The 20,227-nt window shown below is 72.1% G+C and carries 20 protein-coding genes; 14 read left to right on the top strand and 6 right to left on the bottom strand.

The window, feature by feature from the left end:
- Positions 1-327: 327 nt before the first annotated feature.
- Positions 328-1,272 (bottom strand): 4-hydroxy-3-methylbut-2-enyl diphosphate reductase, encoded by a 945-nt coding sequence (locus tag ACZ7GX_RS08305; RefSeq protein ID WP_498774232.1) that lies wholly within the window; start codon positions 1,270-1,272, stop codon positions 328-330.
- Between the two features lie 64 nt (positions 1,273-1,336).
- Here ACZ7GX_RS08305 and ACZ7GX_RS08300 point away from each other — a divergent pair, with 64 nt between their 5' ends.
- The 6 genes from ACZ7GX_RS08300 (at position 1,337) to ACZ7GX_RS08275 (ending at position 5,805) form a co-directional block, all read left to right on the top strand.
- The gene (locus ACZ7GX_RS08300; RefSeq protein WP_498774230.1) at positions 1,337-1,843 is read left to right on the top strand and encodes a lipid droplet-associated protein; all 507 of its coding nucleotides are present in this window, start codon (positions 1,337-1,339) and stop codon (positions 1,841-1,843) included.
- Complete coding sequence (gene xseA / locus ACZ7GX_RS08295; RefSeq protein ID WP_498774228.1) at positions 1,840-3,168, top strand: exodeoxyribonuclease VII large subunit; 1,329 nt, start codon at positions 1,840-1,842, stop codon at positions 3,166-3,168. The genes ACZ7GX_RS08300 and xseA overlap by 4 nt, the downstream gene beginning before the upstream one ends.
- Entirely contained in the window at positions 3,125-3,556 is a 432-nt protein-coding gene (locus ACZ7GX_RS08290) for a sugar ABC transporter substrate-binding protein (protein WP_498774226.1), read from the top strand. Before xseA ends, ACZ7GX_RS08290 begins: the two co-directional genes overlap by 44 nt.
- Positions 3,553-3,762, top strand: a complete 210-nt coding sequence (locus tag ACZ7GX_RS08285) for an exodeoxyribonuclease VII small subunit (RefSeq protein WP_053719410.1) — start codon at positions 3,553-3,555, stop codon at positions 3,760-3,762. Before ACZ7GX_RS08290 ends, ACZ7GX_RS08285 begins: the two co-directional genes overlap by 4 nt.
- Before the next feature lie 54 nt (positions 3,763-3,816).
- Positions 3,817-4,872 carry a class II fructose-bisphosphatase gene (glpX, locus tag ACZ7GX_RS08280; RefSeq protein WP_498774223.1) on the top strand — a complete coding sequence of 352 codons (1,056 nt, stop codon included), beginning with the start codon at positions 3,817-3,819 and terminating at the stop codon, positions 4,870-4,872.
- A gap of 165 nt (positions 4,873-5,037) precedes the next feature.
- Positions 5,038-5,805 carry a S1 family peptidase gene (locus ACZ7GX_RS08275; RefSeq protein WP_498774221.1) on the top strand — a complete coding sequence of 256 codons (768 nt, stop codon included), beginning with the start codon at positions 5,038-5,040 and terminating at the stop codon, positions 5,803-5,805.
- A gap of 63 nt (positions 5,806-5,868) precedes the next feature.
- Here ACZ7GX_RS08275 and ACZ7GX_RS08270 read toward each other — a convergent pair whose 3' ends face one another.
- Positions 5,869-6,201 (bottom strand): hypothetical protein, encoded by a 333-nt coding sequence (locus ACZ7GX_RS08270; protein WP_498774219.1) that lies wholly within the window; start codon positions 6,199-6,201, stop codon positions 5,869-5,871.
- Here ACZ7GX_RS08270 and ACZ7GX_RS08265 point away from each other — a divergent pair.
- Positions 6,191-6,550 (top strand): L,D-transpeptidase, encoded by a 360-nt coding sequence (locus tag ACZ7GX_RS08265; RefSeq protein WP_498774217.1) that lies wholly within the window; start codon positions 6,191-6,193, stop codon positions 6,548-6,550. The two genes, ACZ7GX_RS08270 and ACZ7GX_RS08265, sit on opposite strands and share 11 nt — an antisense overlap.
- Positions 6,551-6,606: 56 nt before the next feature.
- Complete coding sequence (locus ACZ7GX_RS08260; RefSeq protein ID WP_498774215.1) at positions 6,607-7,044, top strand: L,D-transpeptidase; 438 nt, start codon at positions 6,607-6,609, stop codon at positions 7,042-7,044.
- On the opposite strand, the gene ACZ7GX_RS08255 is transcribed toward ACZ7GX_RS08260, so the two are convergent.
- Positions 7,041-8,012, bottom strand: a complete 972-nt coding sequence (locus ACZ7GX_RS08255; RefSeq protein WP_498774213.1) for an NAD(P)/FAD-dependent oxidoreductase — start codon at positions 8,010-8,012, stop codon at positions 7,041-7,043. The two genes, ACZ7GX_RS08260 and ACZ7GX_RS08255, sit on opposite strands and share 4 nt — an antisense overlap.
- Positions 8,013-8,076: 64 nt before the next feature.
- Between ACZ7GX_RS08255 and ACZ7GX_RS08250 the strand changes: the two genes are divergently transcribed.
- Positions 8,077-9,468, top strand: coding sequence for a class II fumarate hydratase (locus ACZ7GX_RS08250; RefSeq protein WP_498774211.1), 1,392 nt, complete (start codon positions 8,077-8,079; stop codon positions 9,466-9,468).
- 17 nt (positions 9,469-9,485) lie between these two features.
- On the opposite strand, the gene ACZ7GX_RS08245 is transcribed toward ACZ7GX_RS08250, so the two are convergent.
- The gene (locus ACZ7GX_RS08245; protein WP_498774209.1) at positions 9,486-10,403 is read right to left on the bottom strand and encodes a DMT family transporter; all 918 of its coding nucleotides are present in this window, start codon (positions 10,401-10,403) and stop codon (positions 9,486-9,488) included.
- 47 nt (positions 10,404-10,450) lie between these two features.
- Here ACZ7GX_RS08245 and pdxR point away from each other — a divergent pair, with 47 nt between their 5' ends.
- From pdxR to ACZ7GX_RS08225, 4 genes are all read left to right on the top strand, one after another.
- On the top strand, positions 10,451-11,818 hold the full coding sequence (gene pdxR, locus ACZ7GX_RS08240; RefSeq protein WP_498774207.1) for a MocR-like pyridoxine biosynthesis transcription factor PdxR: 1,368 nt from the start codon (positions 10,451-10,453) through the stop codon (positions 11,816-11,818).
- A 37-nt stretch (positions 11,819-11,855) separates the two neighbouring features.
- On the top strand, positions 11,856-13,430 hold the full coding sequence (locus ACZ7GX_RS08235; RefSeq protein WP_498774205.1) for an ATP-dependent DNA ligase: 1,575 nt from the start codon (positions 11,856-11,858) through the stop codon (positions 13,428-13,430).
- Between the two features lie 641 nt (positions 13,431-14,071).
- On the top strand, positions 14,072-15,511 hold the full coding sequence (locus tag ACZ7GX_RS08230; RefSeq protein WP_498774203.1) for a GuaB1 family IMP dehydrogenase-related protein: 1,440 nt from the start codon (positions 14,072-14,074) through the stop codon (positions 15,509-15,511).
- Positions 15,512-15,650: 139 nt separating this feature from the next.
- Positions 15,651-16,376, top strand: coding sequence for a Pr6Pr family membrane protein (locus tag ACZ7GX_RS08225; protein WP_498774201.1), 726 nt, complete (start codon positions 15,651-15,653; stop codon positions 16,374-16,376).
- Here ACZ7GX_RS08225 and phoH2 read toward each other — a convergent pair.
- Both phoH2 and ACZ7GX_RS08215 read right to left on the bottom strand, forming a co-directional pair.
- The gene (phoH2, locus tag ACZ7GX_RS08220; protein WP_498774199.1) at positions 16,364-17,653 is read right to left on the bottom strand and encodes an RNA 5'-3' helicase PhoH2; all 1,290 of its coding nucleotides are present in this window, start codon (positions 17,651-17,653) and stop codon (positions 16,364-16,366) included. The genes ACZ7GX_RS08225 and phoH2 overlap by 13 nt on opposite strands.
- A gap of 494 nt (positions 17,654-18,147) precedes the next feature.
- The gene (locus ACZ7GX_RS08215) at positions 18,148-19,386 is read right to left on the bottom strand and encodes a DUF885 domain-containing protein (RefSeq protein ID WP_498774197.1); all 1,239 of its coding nucleotides are present in this window, start codon (positions 19,384-19,386) and stop codon (positions 18,148-18,150) included.
- Between the two features lie 231 nt (positions 19,387-19,617).
- On the opposite strand from ACZ7GX_RS08215, the gene ACZ7GX_RS08210 reads away from it, so the two are divergent.
- The gene (locus ACZ7GX_RS08210) at positions 19,618-19,935 is read left to right on the top strand and encodes a hypothetical protein (protein WP_498774195.1); all 318 of its coding nucleotides are present in this window, start codon (positions 19,618-19,620) and stop codon (positions 19,933-19,935) included.
- The last annotated feature ends 292 nt before the right edge of the window (positions 19,936-20,227 follow it).

Below are 20,227 nucleotides of genomic sequence, written 5' to 3'. Positions count from 1 at the left end.
GTTCCAGGAAACGCGAACTTCACCCCCGCGCCAACCGCTTACGCCGTCAGCGCAGCTCAGTGCTTCGGGGAGCCAGAATTGTCAGACCCCGCCGGCAGGATGAGAAAGGGCTCCCCTCGGCCGGGGCTTCACCGCCACCGACCCGAGCGCACCCCCCGATCGCCGACCTGGCCGAACCCGACCGGCCGCACCGCAGCGGCACCGCAACGCGGACTTCGTGCTCCCACGGCCTCACCGAACCGCACCGGCCGCGACGTCGGCAACGCCTGGACCCACGGATCACCGGGACGTCCCTGGAGCCGGACGTCCCGGTGCCACCGGCACGTCCTAGCGGACCATGTCCTTGCGCAGTTCGCGCGGCAGGGCGAAGGCGATCTTCTCGTTCGCCGTGGTGATCTCCTCGACGTCGCCGTAGCCCTGGGTCGCCAGGTACTCCAGCAGCTCCATCACCAGGATGTCCGGCACCGACGCGCCGGACGTCACGCCGACCGTCGTCACGCCCTCCAGCCACGCCGGGTCGACCTCGCGCGCGTAGTCGATCAGGTACGACGCCCGCGCGCCCGCCTGCAGCGCCACCTCGACCAGCCGCACCGAGTTGGACGAGTTCTTCGACCCGACCACCAGCACCAGGTCGCACTCCGGCGCCATCGTCTTCACCGCGGTCTGCCGGTTGGACGTCGCGTAGCAGATGTCGTCCGACGGCGGCTCCTGCAGGTCCGGGAACCGCTCCTGCAACTGCCGCACCCGCACCATCGTCTCGTCCACCGAGAGCGTGGTCTGCGAGAGCCACACCACCTTGGACGGATCGCGCACGACGACCTTGTCGACGTCCTCGGCGGTGTCGACGAGCTGGATGTGCGAGGGCGCCTCGCCGTACGTGCCCTCGACCTCCTCGTGCCCCTCGTGGCCGATGAGCAGGATGTCGTAGTCCTCGCGGGCGAACCGCTTCGCCTCGTTGTGGACCTTCGTCACCAGCGGGCAGGTGGCGTCGATCGTGCGCAGCTGCCGCGAGGCGGCCTCCTCGTGCACGGCGGGCGACACGCCGTGCGCCGAGAACACCACGAGCGCGCCCTCGGGCACCTCGTCGGTCTCGTCGACGAAGATCGCGCCACGCCGGGACAGCGTCTCCACGACGTGCTTGTTGTGGACGATCTCCTTGCGCACGTAGACCGGCGCGCCGTACTGCTCGAGCGCCTTCTCCACGGTCACGACGGCACGGTCCACCCCGGCGCAGTAGCCACGCGGCTTGGCCAGGAGCACTCGCTTGTCCATGACGACCAGGGTACGGCGTGCCGGATGTAGGCATCCGACGGCCGACTGCGGCAGGCTGTAGGGCATGAAGCCACTGCCCCTGACCGTCCGCCTCGCCGCGGGACTGGCGGTCACCGCCGTCGAGCAGGCCCGGAAGCTCCCGGGGCAACTCGCGGGCCTCCCGGTCACCGTGGTCAGTGAGGCCCTGCAGCTGTCCATGCGGCTCCAGCAGCGGGTGACGGAACTCGCAATCAAGGGCGACGACGTGCTGTCCGTGCTGCGGCCGGTGGAGCAGGAGCCCGAGTGGGCGACGTTCGACGAGGACGAGGGCATCGCCGCGCCGACCACCGGCGACGAGACCGACCTCGACGCCGACGACCCGTGGGCGGTGGAGGAGCAGGCCCTGGCCGCCGAGCCGCCCGCCGTGCTGCCGAACTACGACGAGCTGTCGTTGGCGCAGCTCAGGGCACGTCTGCGCACCCTGACCGCGGAGGACCTCGAGGAGCTGCTGGCGCACGAGCGCACGCACGCCGCCCGCCCCGAGTTCACCGGCATGCTCACCCGCCGCATCGCGAACCTCAAGAACCAGTGAACCCCGAGCGGACGAGCACCGAGAAACCCCAGGTCGACAGGTCGAGCCCGGAGAACCCGTGGCCGGTGCGCACGGTCGCGCGCAAGATCTTCGACTGGATCAACCGGCTCGGCGACGTGTGGGTGGAGGGCCAGGTCACGCAGCTGAGCGCGCGTCCGGGCACGGCGACGGCGTTCCTCACCCTCCGCGACCCGTCCGTGGACATGTCGATGCAGCTGACCGCGCCCGTCGGCATGGTGCGCGAGCTGCAGCTGTCCGAGGGCAGCCGGGTGGTGGTGCACGGCAAGCCCAACTTCTTCCCCAACCGCGGCACGCTGAGCCTGCGCGTGGACGAGATCCGGCAGGTCGGCATCGGCGAGCTGCTGGCCCGGATCGAACGCCTGCGCAAGCTGCTCAACGCCGAGGGCCTCTTCGACCCGCGTCGCAAGCGCAAGCCGCCGTTCCTGCCGAACAAGATCGGCCTCGTCACGGGGCGCGCGTCGGCCGCCGAGCGGGACGTGCTGACCAACGCGCAGGCCCGCTGGCCGGGCGCCCGGTTCCGGGTGGTCAACGTTGCGGTGCAAGGGGCCTTGGCGGTGCCGCAGATCCTCACCGCACTGTCGACTCTGGACCGCGACGCCGAAGTGGACGTCATCGTGCTGGCCCGCGGCGGCGGCAGCGTGGAGGACCTGCTGCCGTTCTCGGACGAGGCGCTGTGCCGGGCGGTGGCGCAGTGCCGCACGCCGGTGCTGTCCGCGATCGGGCACGAGCCGGACACACCGCTGGTGGACCACGTGGCGGACCTGCGGTGCTCCACGCCGACCGACGCGGGCAAGCGGGTGGTGCCGGACGTCGCGGAGGAGGGCGAGCGGATCCGCCAGCTGCGCGACCGCAGCAGGCGCGCCCTGCACGGCTGGGTGGACCGGGAGCGGAAGCTGCTCGCGGCGCTGCGCACCCGTCCCGCGCTCTCGGACCCGCACGGTCCGCTGGACCGGCGCGCGGAGGACGTCGACCGGCTGCGGGAACGCGCCCGGCGCGCGGTGCGGAACCGGCTCGACTCGGAGACGGCCGGGCTGGTCGCCACCACGGCGCGCTTGACGACCCTCGGGCCTGCCGCCACGCTGGCGCGGGGGTACGCGGTGGTCCAGCTCGTCACCCCGGACGGGGTCGACGGTGTGCTCCGCTCGACCTCCCAAGCTCCCGCGGGCACCCGGCTGAGGGTGCGCGTGGCCGACGGCGCGGTGCACGCGGTCGTCACCTCCGACGGGGACGGCGCCGAGGCGCACGCCGGCGGAGACGGCAATGCGGCCCAAGAAGGAGGCGGTGGTGCCGAACCCCGCACGTGAGCCCACGTTCCTGCCCTTGACGGTGGCCGCCGCGGGCGAAGCCGACGACGAGGGCGCGAGCGCCGTGCGCAGCCGCGCCGTGTCGGCCGACCAGGCCGCCGCCGACTGCTGGCTGTCCCTGGTGGCCGGCTGCACGTCGGGCAGGCAGACGTTGATCAACCGCTTACACGACCTGTCCGAGGCGACCTCCGGCTACGCCGGGATGCGGTGGTGGCTGGGCCACGGCTCGGTGCACCGCAAGCGCGTCGCCGCCGCCGAGCACCGCATCGACGACGCCGTGCGCGAAGGCGACGGCGCGGAGTTCGCCGAGGCGTTCATCGGGTACGACCAGGCGGTCGCGACCGTCGTGGTGCACGTCCAGAACCGATTGGGGAAGTTGTCCACGTGAGCGAGCCGGGCTACGAGCAGGCCAGGGACGAGTTGGTGGAGGTGGTCCGCAGGCTGGAGGCGGGCGGCCTGTCGCTGGAGGAGTCGCTGGCGCTGTGGGAACGCGGCGAGGCCTTGGCGAAGACCTGCGAGCGGCAGCTCGCGGGCGCCCGGGAACGGATCGATCAAGCACTCAGTGTGACCGAGGAGGACGTGGCCGAGGCGTGATGACGTGCGAGGATTGGTCTACCGGCCGGTAATCGCAGTCGCAGGAGGAACCTCATGGTCACAGCCAGCAGCCCGTCCGAGCGTCGTCGCGAAGCACCCGATCGGAACCTCGCGCTGGAGCTCGTCCGGGTGACCGAGGCGGCCGCGATGGCCGCCGGGCGCTGGGTTGGCCGCGGCGACAAGAACGGCGGCGACGGCGCGGCGGTGGACGCCATGCGCAAGCTGATCGGCACCGTGTCCATGCGCGGCGTCGTGGTGATCGGCGAGGGCGAGAAGGACGAGGCGCCCATGCTGTTCAACGGCGAGGAGGTGGGCGACGGCAACGGCCCCGAGTGCGACGTGGCGGTCGACCCGATCGACGGCACCACGTTGATGGCCAAGGGCATGCCGAACGCCCTCGCGGTGCTCGCGGTGGCCGAGCGGGGCGCGATGTTCGACCCGTCGGCCGTGTTCTACATGGAGAAGCTCGCCACCGGGCCGGAGGCGGCGGACGTCATCGACATCACCGCGCCGATCGCGGAGAACATCCGCCGGGTGGCGCGGGCCAAGCACAGCGACGCCTCCGACGTGACGGTGTGCGTCCTGGACCGGCCGCGGCACGAGTCGCTGGTCGCCGACGTGCGCGCGGCGGGCGCCCGGATCCACTTCATCTCCGACGGCGACGTGGCGGGCGCGATCTCGGCGGCCCGGCCGAACACCGGCATCGACCTGCTGGTCGGCATCGGCGGCACGCCGGAGGGGATCATCGCGGCGGCGGCGCTGAAGTGCATGGGCGGCGCGATCCAGGCCAAGCTGTGGCCCAAGGACGACGAGGAGCGGCAGAAGGCGCTGGACGCGGGCCACGACCTGGACCGCGTGCTGCTGACCGACGACCTGGTGCGCGGCGACAACGTGTTCTTCTGCGCCACCGGCGTGACGGACGGCGACCTGGTGCGCGGCGTGCACTACCGGGCGGGCGGCTGCACGACCCAGTCGATCGTGATGCGCTCGAAGTCCGGCACGGTGCGGATGATCGACGGCTTCCACCGGCTGACCAAGCTGCGCGAGTACTCGTCGGTCGACTTCGACATCCCGTCGACCGGCGAGGACGCCCTCCCGCCGCTCCCCTAGCGCGTTCGCCGCTGCCGTTCGCGACCCACCGCTGCCGTTCGCGACCCAGCGCTGTCAACTGTGAACCCAGCGTTACCGGCCGATCGGCTGTAGTGATCACGCCGCGTTCATCCCTAGTTTCCGATCCGTCCCCGAGCACCCTGCGCCGGGGACGGAGAGGAAGCGATGAAGGTTCGTACCCTGTTCACCGCCTTCGCGGTGGCGGTCGGCGCGGCACTCGCCTCGGCGGCCGGGGCGGCGGCGGCCCCGGCGACCGACGGCGGCGTCACCCCGTTCATCGTGGGCGGCGGCAACGCCACGCAGACCTACTCGTGGATGGTCTCCCTGCAGAGCACCACGGGCAGCCACTTCTGCGGCGGCTCGCTGATCAAGGCCAACTGGGTCGTCACCGCCAAGCACTGCGTGCAAGGCCGGTCGGCGTCCTCCATCCGGGCGCGCATCGGCACGACCAACCGCACCAGCGGCGGCACGGTCGCGTCCGGCGCCCAGGTCGTGACCCACTCGTCCTACGACATCGCGCTGGTGCGCCTGTCCACCTCGGTGGGCCAGACGCCGATCGCGGTGGCGTCGACGTCGGGTCCGGTCGGCACGGCCACCCGCATCATCGGCTGGGGCCAGACGTGCGCCCCGCGCGGCGGCTGCGGCGCGCCGATCACCCTGCAGGAGCTGAACACCTCGATCGTGGAGGACAGCCGCTGCCTGGGCATCTACGGCTCGGTGGAGATCTGCACGAACAACCCGAACGGCAACTCGGGCGCCTGCTACGGCGACTCGGGCGGCCCGCAGGTCAAGTCCGTGAACGGCGTGTGGCAGCTCGTCGGCGCCACCAGCCGCGCGGGCAACAACAGCTCCACCTGCGCCACCGGCCCGTCGATCTACATGGACGTGCCGGCGTTCCGCTCGTGGATCAGCCAGTACGCGGGCGCGGTCTAGGCCGCTCGTCCTCGCGTTCGAAGGGCCGTCCCTCCTCCGGGTGGGGCGGCCCTTCCCAATTCGTTACCGGGCGGCCTGCAACCACAACCTCCGGGACGGCGTCTCCAGGGTCAGCACACAGCACGATCTCTGGGGGGTTTGCGCGATGCGCAAGGCAGCACTGGTGGCAATCGCATTCCTGGCAACGGCTTGCGGGACGTCCGAGGCCTCGGGCCCGGCCGCGGCCCCGTCTTCGGCGGCCTCGTCGGTTTCCTCGTCGGTTTCCTCCGCCTCACGGACGTCGGAGCCGTCCTCCCCCGCCCCGGCCTCCACGCCCGCGCCTGCGACCGAGACCACGGAGACGACGCCGGACCCGCAGCCCGCGCCGCCGCCCCCGCCGGTGACCGTGCCCGGCACGCCCTGCGACATCACCGAGGGCGCGTGCGTGCGGCTGTCGACCAACGAGTCGTGGCTGATCAGCGGCGGCAAGATCAGCTACGGGCCGGTGCCGACGACGTCCGGGATGGCCGGCTACGAGACGCCCGTCGGCTACCACTCGGTGCTGTGGAAGGTCGAGCTGGACTACAGCCGCGACTTCGGCATGGCCGAGATGCCGTACTCCACCTACTTCGTGAGCAACGGCATCGCGTTCCACGAGGGCAGCCTCACGGATCCGTCGCACGGCTGCATCCACCTGTCACGCGAAGCGGCGGCGAAGTACTTCCACACCCTCCGAGTGGGTGACCAGGTCCAGGTGACCGCGTAACGCGGTGTGTCGGATCACTCCTCGGTGGGTAATCCTGACACCGAGGAGTGATAGCGATGAGGAAGACGCTCGGCACGACGGCGTTAGCCGCGGCGGCCTTGACCCTCGGCCTCGCGACTCCCGCTCCCGCCTCCGCTGCGACCGGCACGCCGTGCTCCGTGCAGAACGGCGCGTGCGTGCGGTTGTCCACCAACGAGGCGTGGCTGATCTACAACGGGAACGCCAGCTACGGGCCGGTCCGGGTGTCCCACGGGATGCCCGGCTACGCGACGCCCGTCGGCACCTATCCCGTGCTGCGCAAGGTGAAGGACGACTGGAGCGTGCCCTACAACGGGCCGATGCCGAACGCGGTGTACTTCACCACGAACGGCATCGCGTTCCACCAGGGCGACACGAACACGCAGTCGCACGGCTGCGTGCGCCTGGGCCCGCAGGAGTCGTTGGTGTTCTACGACAACCTGTTCCCGGGGGAACAGGTCCAAGTAGTCGCTTAACTCGCGTTGCTGGAGTGCCCGGGGAACAAGTGGGCCTCGGGGTTGAGCAGCACGGCGATGTTGTTGACCGCGGTGGCGGCCTCGCCGAACCCGGTGGCGATCAGCTTCACCTTGCCGGGGTACTGGGCGACGTCGCCCGCCGCGTAGACCCGATCCCGGGCGGTGCGCATGGTGGTGTCCACCAGCACCGCCCGGTGGTCCAGCTCCAGGCCCCACGACTCGATCGGCCCCAGGTCCGCGGTGAAGCCCAGCGCCGCCACCACGGCCTGCGCCGGCAGCACCTTGCGGTCGCCGCCCTTGAGCCCCAGCTCCACCTCGGCCAGGTCCGGGTCGCCGCGCAACTCGAGCACCTCGGCGTCGGTGATGATCTCCACGCCCAGCTCGCGGACCTGCCGCACGGTCGGCGGGTGCGCCCGGAACGTCGCGCGGCGGTGCACCAGCGTGACGCTGGCCGCGATCGGGTGCAGCGCGAGCGCCCAGTCGAACGCCGAGTCGCCGCCGCCCACGACCACCACGTCCTGGCCGGTGTGCACGTTGAGCTTGGGCACGAAGTGCACCATGCCCCGGTCCAGCCAGCCGTCGCCCGCGGGCAGCGGCCGCGGCTTGAACTCGCCGATGCCCGCCGTGATCAGCACCGCGCCGGCGCGCACCACGCCGCCGTCGGCCAGCCCGACCTCCAGCCGACCGTCCACATCGGACAAGGTGCGGGCCTGGCGGCCGAGCAGGTACGTCGGCTGCCACTGGTCCGCCTGCTGCACGAGCGCGGTCACCAGCTCACGCCCGCGCACCGCCGGGAACCCGGCCACGTCGAAGATCATCTTTTCCGGGTACATCGCGGTGATCTGGCCGCCCGCCTCCGGCAGCGCGTCGACCAGCGCGACGGACAGGTCCCGGAACCCCGCGTAGTAGGCCGCGAACAGGCCCGTGGGGCCCGCACCGACGATCAGCAGGTCGACCTCAAGCTCCATCCTTCGACCATAGGTGTTCCAGGCCACTGTGCCCAGTAAGGAAAGGCGGTCCAAACTCGGTGGTATGGCTGAACAGGAGTACCGCGTCGAGCACGACACGATGGGCGAGGTCAGGGTGCCGGTCGACGCGCTGTGGCGTGCGCAGACCCAGCGCGCGGTGGAGAACTTCCCGATCTCCGGGCGCGGCCTGGAGCGCGCCCAGATCCGGGCGCTCGGCCTGCTCAAGGCCGCCGCGGCGCGGGTGAACGAGCGGCTGGGGGTACTGGAACCCGAAGTCGCCGCGGCCATCGCCTCGGCCGCCGACGCCGTCGCGGCGGGCGAGCACGACGAGCACTTCCCGGTCGACGTGTTCCAGACCGGCTCCGGCACGTCGTCGAACATGAACGCCAACGAGGTCATCGCCACCCTCGCCACCCGCGCGCTGGGCCGCGAGGTGCACCCGAACGACCACGTCAACGCCTCGCAGTCGTCCAACGACACGTTCCCGACCACGCTGCGGGTCGCGGCGACCGAGGCCGTGGCGCGCGACGTCATCCCGGCCCTGGAGCACCTGCTCTCGGTGCTGGAGGCCCGTGCCGCCGACTGGACCTCCCTGGTCAAGTCGGGCCGCACGCACCTGATGGACGCCGTGCCGATCACCCTGGGCCAGGAGGCGGGCGCGTGGGCCACCCAGGTCCGCTACGGCGTCGAGCGCCTCACCTCGTCACTGCCCCGCCTGGCGGAACTGCCGATCGGCGGCACGGCGGTGGGCAGCGGCCTGAACGCGCCCGCCGGCTTCGGCGCGGCCGTCTCCGCGGAGCTGGCCGCCGTCACCGGCCTGCCGCTGACCGAGGCCCGCGACCACTTCGAGGCGCAGGCCACGCAGGACGGCGTGGTGGAGATCTCCGGGCAGCTGCGGGCCACCGCCGTGGGGCTCTACAAGATCGCGAACGACCTGCGCTGGCTGGGCTCCGGCCCGCGCGCCGGGCTCGGCGAACTGGCGCTGCCCGACCTCCAGCCCGGCTCGTCGATCATGCCGGGCAAGGTGAACCCGGTGATCTCCGAGGCCACGATGATGGTGGTCGCGCAGGTCGTCGGCAACGACGCGGCGGTGGCGTTCGCCGGGTCGCAGGGCAACTTCCAGCTGAACGTGATGCTGCCCGTGATCGCCCGCAACGTCCTGGAATCGTCCCGCCTCCTGGCCGCCGTCGCCCGCCTGCTGGCCGACAAGGTCCTGACCGGCGCGGAACCGCAGATCGACCGGATGCGCGAGTACGCGGAGTCGTCGCCGTCCATCGTGACCCCCCTCAACCGCTACCTGGGCTACGAGGAAGCGGCCTCGATCGCCAAGCAGTCCCTCCGCGAGCGCAAGACGATCCGCGAGGTCGTCCTGGAGCGCGGCCACGTCCCCTCGAAGCTCTCCGAAGCCGACCTGGACCGCGCCCTCGACGTCCTCCGCATGGCCAACCCCCACTGACCGGCCGCGTCCCGCGTTCAGGACCCCTGGGCTCGCACGACCCGGGCGTTCGGCTCGACCAGGGGCGGGTGGTCGACGTCGGCCGCCCGCCCCCGCAGCCCGACCACGCACCCCGCCGCCACGGCGACCGCACCCGCCAACCCCACCGCGGTCAACGCCTGCGCCCCCAGCGCCACCGACGCCACCAGCCCGGCCACCGGCATCAGCCCGATCAGCACACCGGCCCGGTCCGCGCCCAACCGCGCCACCGCGAAGTACCAGAGCCCGAACGCCACCGCCGTCAGCACGACCCCCAGCACCACCAGCGCCACGCCCTCGCGCACCGTCGGGACCTGCCACCCGCCGAACACCGTCCCCAGCACCGCGCCGGCCCCGGCCGCGACCAGGCAGCACCACGTCGCCACCGCCAGCCCGCCCATCCGCCGCACGACACCCACCGCGAACAGCGTGAACGACGCCTCACCCGCCATCGTCAACAACGCCAGCAGCAACCCCGGCCCGTGCCACGACCCACCGCCCGACAGCACCACCACCCCGCCGACCACGACCACCGCGCCCACCACCGCCGCCGCGGCCGGCTTCCGCCCCGCCAGCAGCGGCGCCACCAGAGCCAGCACCAGCGGGCTCGCCCCCAGCACCGCCGCGACGAACCCCGGCTCGGCGTACCGCTGCGCGTACAGCACGCACGCGTTGAACCCGAGCATCCCGGTCGTGACCAGCCCGATCAGCGCCGGCCAGTCCCGCCGCCCCGGCACCGGCAGCCGCCCGCCCCGCAGCCAGATCCACCCGAGCAGCGCCACCCCGCCCAGCGCGTACCGCATCGCCTGCCCCGTGAGCAGCGGATACGCCTGGAGCATGCCCGTCACCGGCACGGACGCGCCCACGATCACCGACGACAGCGCACCCGCCGCGATCGCGGTTCCACCTTTTCCCATGACCAGGACTCTCGCCGACCAGTGGTCCAGGCTTAAGCTCCACTTCAATGGCTGCCAACTGGACCACTTACCGCGAGCTCCTCCTCCCCGCCCCGAACGGCAGGCGCGCGGTGGAGTCCGAGCTGCGCCGCGCCGTGCGCGACGGGCGGCTCGCGCCGGGCACCCGCCTGCCGTCCAGCCGCGACCTGGCCGCCCAGCTCGGCGTCGCCCGCGGCACGGTCACCTCCGCCTACGCCCAGCTCATCGGCGAGGGCTACCTGACCGCGCGGCGCGGCTCCGGCACCACCGTGACGGCCACCGTCACGTGGCCGGACGCCGCCGCCGACACCGAGCCCGCGCCGAGGTTCCGCTACGACCTGAAGCCCGGCGTGCCCGCGCTGAGCGCGTTCCCCCGCGACGAGTGGTCGCAGGCGCAGAAGACGGCGTTGGCGGACCTGTCCACCGACGACCTCGGCTACCCCGACCCGGCCGGTTTCGGCCCCCTGCGCCGCGAGCTGGCGGACTACCTCGGCCGGGTGCGCGCGGTGGCGGCGCGACCGTCCGAAGTGGTCGTCACCAACGGCGCGGCGGAGGGAATCTCGTTGCTGGGCCGGGTCCTGCACGCGGCCGGGCACCGCAGCGTCGCCGTCGAGGACCCCAGCCACTTCGGGGCCTCGGAGATGCTCGCGTCGCACGGGCTGGCGATCCGGCCGATCCCCGTCGACTCGGACGGGTTGCGCGTCGACGTGCTGTCCACAACGGACTGCCGCGCGGTGTTCGTCACGGCGGCGCACCAGTTCCCGTTGGGCGTCGTGCTGCATCCGGAACGGCGGCGCGCGCTGTTGGCGTGGGCGCGCGCGTGCGACGGGTTGGTGGTGGAGGACGACTACGACGCCGAGCACCGCTACGACCGGCCGGCCCTGGGCGCGATGCAGGCGCTCGACCCGACGCGGGTGGTGTACCAGGGCAGTGCGAGCAAGGTGCTCGCGCCCGCGTTGCGGCTGGGGTGGCTGGTGCTGCCGCCCGCGTTGCGCGACGTCGTGGTGGACCGCAAGCGGTTGGACGACCTGGGCACGGGGACGTTGCACCAGGCGGCGTTCGCCCGGCTGCTCGGCGCCGGCGGGTACGACCGGCACCTGCGGCGCACCCGCCAGCTGTACCGGGCGCGGCGGGACGCGCTGCTGGCGGCGCTGCGGGCCGTGCTGCCGGGGTGGGAGCCGATCGGGGTGGCGGCCGGGCTGCACGTGGTCGTGCGGCTGCCCGACGGGACGGACGACGTGGCGTTGCGGGAGCGGCTGGCGCGGCGCGGGGTGAACGCGCCGGCGTTGGCCGACTACGCGCGCACGCCGACGTTCCCGGGGCTGGTGCTCGGGTACGCGGCGTTGACGCCGGACCGGCTGCGGGAGGCCGTCGCGGAGCTGCGCGCGGCCGGCTGACCGGTTTTTGTCGGTGCTCGGGTGCACCATGGTCACCGTGCTGTTCGCCGAAGTCGTCGAGACGTCCGCCGCCGTGGCGGCGACGCGCTCCCGTTTGGCCAAGGTCGCCGCCCTGGCCGAGCTGGTGCGCCGGATGAGCACGCCCGCGGTGGTGTCGTTCCTCGTCGGCGTGCCCAGCCAGGGTCGGATCGGCGCGGGGTGGCGCACCGTGTTCGACCTGGACGTCCCGCCCGCGCCGGAGCCTTCGCTGACGGTGTCCGAGGTGGACGCGGCGCTGGGCGCGTTCGCGTCGATCGGCGGGAAGGGGTCCGCCGCTCGGCGGGCGGAGGCGCTGACCTCGCTGTTCGGCCGGGCCACGGCGGCCGAGCAGGATTTCCTGCGCCGGCTGCTGACGGGTGAGCTGCGTCAAGGCGCCCTCGAAGGGGTGATGCTGGACGCGATCGCGCGGGCCGGTGACGTGCCCGGCGAGGTGGTGCGGCGGGCGTTCATGCTGTCGGGATCGCTGCCGGGGACGGCGGTGGCGGCGATGAGCGGTGAGGGCGCGTCGGCGGCGCTGGCCGCGTTCCGGCTGGAGGTGGGGCGGCCGGTGCGGCCGATGCTCGCGTCGCCGGCGGAGTCGCTGTCCTCGGCGTTGGCGGAGCTGGGGTCGTGCGTGGTGGAGCACAAGCTGGACGGCGCGCGGATCCAGGTGCACCGGTCGGGTGACGAGGTGCGGGTCTTCACGCGGACGTTGCGCGAGATCACCGGCACCGTGCCGGAGCTGGTGGAGCTGGTGCGGGCGCTGCCGTGCACGTCGGTGGTGCTCGACGGCGAGACGCTGGCGCTGAACGACGACGGCAAACCCCGGCCGTTCCAGGAGACGATGAGCCGGTTCGGGGCGCAGGACGTCCGGGAGCTGCTGCTCAGCCCGTTCTTCTTCGACTGCCTGCACGTGGACGGCGTGGATCTGCTGGACGAGCCGCTGGCCGTGCGGCTGGACGCGTTGCGCCGGGTGGCGGGGCCGCACGTCATCCCGGGGGTGGTGTCGCCGGCTTCGGAGGAGGTCGCGGCGCGGGTGCTGGACGAGGCGCTGGCCGGCGGGCACGAGGGCGTGATGGTGAAGTCGCTCGAGTCGGTCTACGCGGCTGGTCGGCGCGGGCGGGCGTGGCAGAAGGTGAAGCCGGTGCACACGCTCGACCTGGTGGTGCTCGGGGTCGAGTGGGGCAGCGGTCGGCGGCGGGGGCTGCTGTCGAACCTGCACCTGGGCGCGCGTGATCCCGACGGGGGTGCGCCGATCATGGTCGGCAAGACGTTCAAGGGGCTGACGGACGAGTTGCTGGCGTGGCAGACGCGTGAGTTGATGGCGATCGCGACGGAGAAGACCGACTGGGTGGTGATGGTGAGGCCGGAGCTGGTGATCGAGATCGAGCTGGACGGCGTCCAGGTCAGCCCCAGGTACCCGGGCGGCGTGGCCCTGCGCTTCGCCCGCGTCCTCCGCTACCGGCCGGACAAGGACGCCGGCGAAGCGGACACGATCGACGCCGTCCGCGCCCTGCTTCCCCAGACCAGACCCACCCCGCAGACCCGACCCACGCGACAGACCAGACCCACCCGACCAAACACGATCGAGTGATCATGGCCGGAAAATGTACGGAAACACTGTTACCGGCCCTCGGTTGAAACGAGGAGGAAACCAACCAACCCCGGCACGCGCCGCAACCCCCACCAACCCAACCCCCGACCCCCGACCACCCACTAACCCGACCCCCGGCCATCCACCCCCCGACCCCTCGACCACCCACCCACCGGCCACCCGCCAACCCGACCAGCGACCAGCGACCAGCGACCAGCGACCAGCGACCACAGCACACCCCGCCAACCCAGCCTCCGACCACTCCGCCACCCCACCCAGCCGCCCCGCCCAGCCGCCCCGCCCAGCCGCCCCGCCCAGCCGCACAGACCCGGCCTAGCCCACCGCGCCGCCAGGCCCAACCCGCCACGTCACGCAGCCCACCCAGCACATCGAGCCCGACGTGGCCGCGCCTGCCGCGAGCCCGACGTGGCCGGGCCTGCCGCCGATGACTTGGGCCGCACACTGCGCACAGCCGGGACAGCCGCAGTGGGCGTACGCCGTTCGTGTGCCCACCGGCAGGCGGCGGGACGGCCGCAGGATTGCGGGTTGGAGGAAGCTACAACCGCAGACCCGTAACGATCCCCCCGATGGTGCGTACAACCAGGGCGAACTCCCCCCGACGCGAGTACCGTTAAGTTCTCGTGCGGTTCATCGAAGGGCATCGGCCCAGCTACGACCTGACCTATGACGACGTCTTCCTCGTGCCCGGCCGATCGGCCGTCGACTCGAGGTTCGGCGTCGACTTGTCGACCTCCGACGGAACGGGGGCGACGATCCCGATCGTGGTCGCGAACATGACCGCGGTGGCGGGACGCCGGATGGCGGAAACCGTGGCGCGACGCGGCGGGCTGGTGGTCCTCCCGCAGGACGTGGCGCCGGAAGCGGTCGCGGAGATCGTCCAGTGGGTCAAGGCACGGCACACCGTGTGGGACACCCCGCTGACGTTGCACCCCGGCGACTCGGTCGCCGACGCGGTCAACCTCCTCCACAAACGGGCGCACGGCGCGGTGGTCGTGATCGACGACGACGGCCGCCCCACGGGCGTCGTGGACGAGGCGGCGTGCGCGGGCGTCGACCGGTTCACCCGGTTGCACGACGTGGCCGACGACCGCATCGTCACCCTTCCGTTGGACACCCCTCCGCGTGAAGTCTTCGACCGGCTCCACGGCGGCACCCAGCGGGTCGCGCTCGGCGTCGACGCCGACGGACGCCTCCGCGGCGTGATGACCAGCCTGGGCGCCCTGCGCGCCGACGTCTACCAACCCGCCCTCGACCACGCGAACAAGCTCCGCGTCGCCGCCGCCATCGGCGTGAACGGCGACGTCACCGCCAAGGCCGAGCACCTCCTCCAAGCCGGCGTCGACACGCTCGTCGTCGACACCGCCCACGGCCACCAGGAGAAGATGCTCGCCGCCCTCAAGGCCGTCCGCGAGGCACGTCCCACCGTCCCGGTCGTCGCCGGCAACGTCGTCACCGCCGAAGGCGTCCGCGACCTGGTCGAAGCGGGCGCGGACATCGTCAAGGTCGGCGTCGGCCCGGGCGCGATGTGCACCACCCGCATGATGACCGGCGTCGGCCGCCCGCAGTTCTCCTCCGTCGCCGAGTGCGCCGCCGAAGCACGCAGGCTCGGCAAGCACGTCTGGGCCGACGGCGGCATCCGCCACCCGCGCGACGTCGCCCTCGCCCTCGCCGCCGGCGCGTCCAGCGCCATGATCGGCTCCTGGTTCGCCGGCACCTACGAGTCGCCCGGCGACCTCCAGCGCGACGAGCAGGGCCGCCTCTTCAAGGAGTCGTTCGGCATGGCGTCCAAGCGCGCCGTGTCCGCCCGCACCCGCACCGACAACGCGTTCGACCGCGCCAAGAAGGGCCTGTTCGAGGAGGGCATCTCCACCTCGCGCATGCGCCTGGACCCGAACAGCCCCGGCGTGGAGGACCTGCTCGACGCCATCACGGCGGGCGTCCGCAGCTCCTGCACCTACGCCGGCGCGCAGACCCTGGAGGAGTTCCACGCCAAGGCGACCGTCGGCGTGCAGAGCGCGGCCGGTTTCGCCGAAGGCCGCCCGCTCCCCTCGGGCTGGTGATCCCGCCACACCCGATCGACCGCCGTGGACGACCACCGCGGCGCACGGCTTCCCACCAGGGCCCCGCCGACGCCCGGCGCGGCCCTGGTGGGAAGCGGCTCGACTAGCAGGACCGGTGCCCCGACCCGATGATCGGGCGATGAGCACCGCACCGCGCCCCACCACCCGGCACACCGGCTCACGGGTGTGGCACGGCGTGCTGGCGGCCGTGATCGCCGCGTCCCTGATCACCCAACTGGTGTTGCTGTTCACCGGTGGGGCGGACGTCAACACCGGCGACACCACGGCCCACGTGACGCTGGGTGTCCGTCTCGTCCGCCTGTTCAGCTACTTCACCATCCAGAGCAACCTGTTCGTGCTCGTCGTCGCGATCACCCTGGTCTTGGACCCGGCCCGGGACGGCCGCGGCTGGCGGGTGGCCCGCCTCGACGCGCTCCTCGGCATCACGATCACCGGCGTCGTGTTCGCCCTCGTGATCGCGCCGCTGGTGGACGACCCCGTCGGCATCGCCTGGTGGGTGAACCTCGGCTTCCACCAGCTGTCGCCGGTGCTGGCGGTGCTCGGCTGGCTGCTGTTCGGCCCCCGACCGCGGGTCGACCGCGCCACCGTCGCCCAGGCGCTGCTCGTCTGGCCCGTCCTGTGGATCGCCTACACGTTCGCCCACGGCGCGATCACCGACTGGTACCCGTACCCGTTCCTCGACGCCACCGAGCTCGGCTTCGCCGCCGCCCTGCGCAACGCCCTGCTCGTGCTGGTCGCCGCCGCGGTCCTGGCCTGGCTCGCGGCGCTCGTCGACCACAAGCTGAAGGCCGCCCCGGTCACGGCGACCGGGGCGGCCTCGGCGTCGGACCGTCAGGAGGCGTAGTCCTCCAGCATCTCGGTGACCAGCGCGGCGATCGGCGAGCGCTCCGACCTCGTCAACGTGACGTGCGCGAACAGCGGGTGGCCCTTCAGCTTCTCGATGACCGCCGCCACGCCGTCGTGCCGCCCGACGCGCAGGTTGTCACGCTGCGCCACGTCGTGCGTGAGCACCACCCGCGAGTTGGCACCCAACCGCGACAGCACGGTCAGCAGCACGTTGCGCTCCAGCGACTGCGCCTCGTCCACGATCACGAACGAGTCGTGCAGGGACCGGCCGCGGATGTGGGTCAGCGGCATGACCTCCAGCATGCCGCGGTCCATGATCTCCTCGACGACGTCCTGGCTGACCAGCGCGCCGAGGGTGTCGAACACCGCCTGCGCCCACGGCTGCATCTTCTCGCTCTCGGAACCGGGCAGGTAGCCCAGTTCCTGGCCGCCCACCGCGTACAGCGGGCGGAAGACCACGACCTTGCGGTGCTGGCGGCGTTCCATGACCGCCTCCAGGCCCGCGCACAGCGCGAGCGCCGACTTGCCGGTGCCGGCCCGTCCGCCCAGCGAGACGATGCCGACCTCGGTGTCGAGCAGCAGGTCCAGCGCCACGCGCTGCTCGGCCGACCGACCGTGCAGCCCGAACGCCTCGCGGTCGCCGCGCACCAGCCGCAGCTGCTTGTCCGGCGTGACCCGGCCCAACGCGCTCGACGTGCCCGCCAGCAGCCGCAACCCGCTGTGGCACGGCAGCTCGGCCACGTGCGCGAGGTCGAACAGCGCCGGGTCGATCACGGTGTCGCGGTAGAGCGCGTCCACCACGGTCTGGTCGACGTCCACGTCGGACATCCCGGAGTAGCCGGACAACGTGACGTCGTGCGCCCGGTACTCCTCGGCGGCCAGGCCGACCGCGCCCGCCTTGACCCGCAGCGGCATGTCCTTGGTGACCAGCGTGACGGCGTTGCCCTCGGCCGCGAGGTTGAGCGCGCAGGCCAGTATGCGGGCGTCGTTGGAGTCCGTGCGGAAACCCGCGGGCAGCACCTCCGGGTCGGAGTGGTTGAGCTCGACGCGCAACGTGCCGCCGTCCTCGCCGATCGGGACCGGGTGGTCCAGCCGGCCGTGGCGCAGTCGCAGGTCGTCGAGCAGGCGCAACGCCTCCCTGGCGAACCAACCCAGCTCCGGGTGGTGCCGCTTGCCCTCCAGCTCGCTGATCACCACGAGCGGCAGCACGACCTCGTGCTCGGCGAACCGCGTGGTGGCCAGGGGGTCGGAGAGCAGCACGGACGTGTCCACCACGTACGTGTTGGTCGTCGGCGCGCCACGGCGCCGGGAAGTGCTGCGCGATGAGCCTGAGGAACGGCTCGCGGGTCGTCGTGCGTTCACGGCAACTCCCTCACGAACGCGGCACCCGCGTCCGCTCCTCGCTGGGCCAGGCACCACCCCGATCGACCGGACCGCCTCCGCTAGCTGGAGGCGCGCCGGTCACGAGGGCCGGGTGCCGGCCCCCTCGCGCTCATCACCGCCGGCGGAACCGGCGATACGACGACAGCCACGATCAGGGCCTCCCTGCGCGGTCCGCAGTGGACGCGTCCCGCCAACCGGAAGTTACCTCCGCAGGTCCCTCTTATGCAGGCAGCCACACAGGTGATTCGTCAATTCGTCACCCCGCCGCAAACTGGCGAAAGACGGCCGCGGAGGGTGCGCGCGGAGGACCCGGGGCCGTCACATCGGCGCAATCCGACGTCGTCCACGCAGCTCAGGGCACGTGCGGCCGGACGTGGCGCGGTCCGTCACCCAGGGTCGCGGGACAACCAGGGCACCCCGGCCGAGACCTCTGCCGCCAACGTCGCCGGCACCAGTGGTTCGTCAAGAAGTCTCAGGTAGCGGTCGCTCAAGGTGTCCGTCCGGGCGCGGAGGTCGAGCCACGCGCGGACCAGGCGCACACCCTCGACGTACGTCGTCGTGTACGCCCGCCACAGAGGGTCACCGAGGAACCGCAGCATGTGGCGGGCACGGCGTTCGGGAACCAGCAGCCACCGGCACAGGAAGTCCACCACGTCATCCGGATGGGCACGCCGGTCGTGCAGCATCAGGGCGGCGTCCTGACGCACGGTGAGCAGCCCGGAGAGGGCGTTCTCCACCCGTTCGGCCAGCTCGCCGTCCATCCGGAGGCCGAGGTCGGCCATGATCTCCTCGGCCCAGCGGCCCCAGCCGGCGCCGACCACGGCGTGCAGGCCGAGCTCGGCCATGCCCTCGGCCATCAGGCACTGCGGGGTGTTGATCAGGAACAACGCCTGCTCGGCGTGCCCGCGCTTGCCGACCAGGCCCACCTCCTTGCGGCAGTGCTCGGTGTGGTGGCCGGGGTAGGACTCGTGGGCGACCAGGTGCGGCAGGTTCGACATCCGGTGGCCGAGGTCGGCGTTGATCGCCACGCGCGAGCGGAAGCCGCCCAGGTAGTAGTTGAAGCCGCTCCACGGCTTGTCGGTGACGACCTCGTACTCCACCACCTCGTTCGCGGGCAGCTCGAACCGCTGCCGCACGCGGTCGCGCAGCGCGCTGGACAGCGCGTGCACCGTGTCCTTGAGCCGACGCGGCGGCACCTCGTCGAGCGCGCGGTGGTCGGCGAGCCGTTCGGCCAGCGAGCCGGAGCCGGGCAGCAGGGCGTCCAGCGCGGCGTGCGCGCGGCGGTAGGTGTCCGTGTGACCTGGGCGGATGTCGACCTGGAAGTACGCGCGCACCTCCTCCACGAAGCCGACACGCACCCCGGCGAGCTTGCGCGCGATGGTCTCGGCGGCCACCAGGTGGGCGTCCAGGAAGCGCTTGCGCTCGGGCTCCAGGTCGGCGCCGGGCAGCTCGCGGCGCAGCAGCGCGGCCCGCTCGGTCAACGCCACGGGGTACGGCCTCGGCTCCACGTCGACGGCCCGGCGCAGCGCGCGGTCGCCGGTGAACGAGTCGACCAGCCCCGGCGACAGCCGGTCCAGCCTCAGCCCGAGCAGCAGGTACTCACGCACGATCCGGTCGCCGTCCACGGACTGAAGACCATACGAGATGACCGCCCGGTTTACCACAGCCGAACCGCGCGGACGAATTCAGACCCGAAAAGACACCACAATGGGGGACGCCCACGTTCGGCGGATCACACAATCGTGTTATCGAGATCCACACGGGGGCGGATGTTCGGTAGTTTGCCGATCAGACGGCAGGTCCGGCTTCCGGGCCGCGCCGGATCGTCCGGGGAAACCCGCAAAGAGGAGTGTGAAGTGCTGAAGAAGGCAGGTACGCTCGCCGCGATCGTGGCCGGACTGACGCTGATCGGCGCCCCGGCGTTCGCCGTGAGCGGCGAACCCCACGAGGAGGAGAACGGCCACGGATCCGAACAGGGCTTCACCCTCGTGAACGACGACGACGGCAGCGGGAACGTCGTCGACCAGTTCGGCCTGCTCAACTTCGGCAACGACTCCGATGTCGCGAGCGGCCTGAACGTCTGCGAGATCGAGGTCAACGCCGTCCTGGGCATCCCGATCCTGTCGAACAACGACGAGAGCCTGTGCGCCGTCGCGGACGACGACGGCAACTGAGGTCCCTCCCCTCCGCCAGGCCGACGGGCGCGCCGAGGTCGCCGAACGACGACCGAGGACGTGCGCACCGCCGAATAACCGGATAGCGCGCAATACCGTTGGATATGACGACGCGAGTACGTGGGCGCGATGTCCGGATTTCTACCCCGAGAGCCATGCCGAATATACATCGTTCACACGATGGTGTTCATCCGGGTGCAATCCACAACGCCAGCAAGTAAATTACCGGAGCGAGGGCAAACCGCCTGAGCCGCAGACTCCCCGAATGCTCGGAACGCGCGAGCAAGGTTAT

It is taken from the genome of Actinosynnema sp. NPDC037264, assembly GCF_055603705.1.
This window is presented reverse-complemented; position numbering and strand designations above follow the sequence as displayed.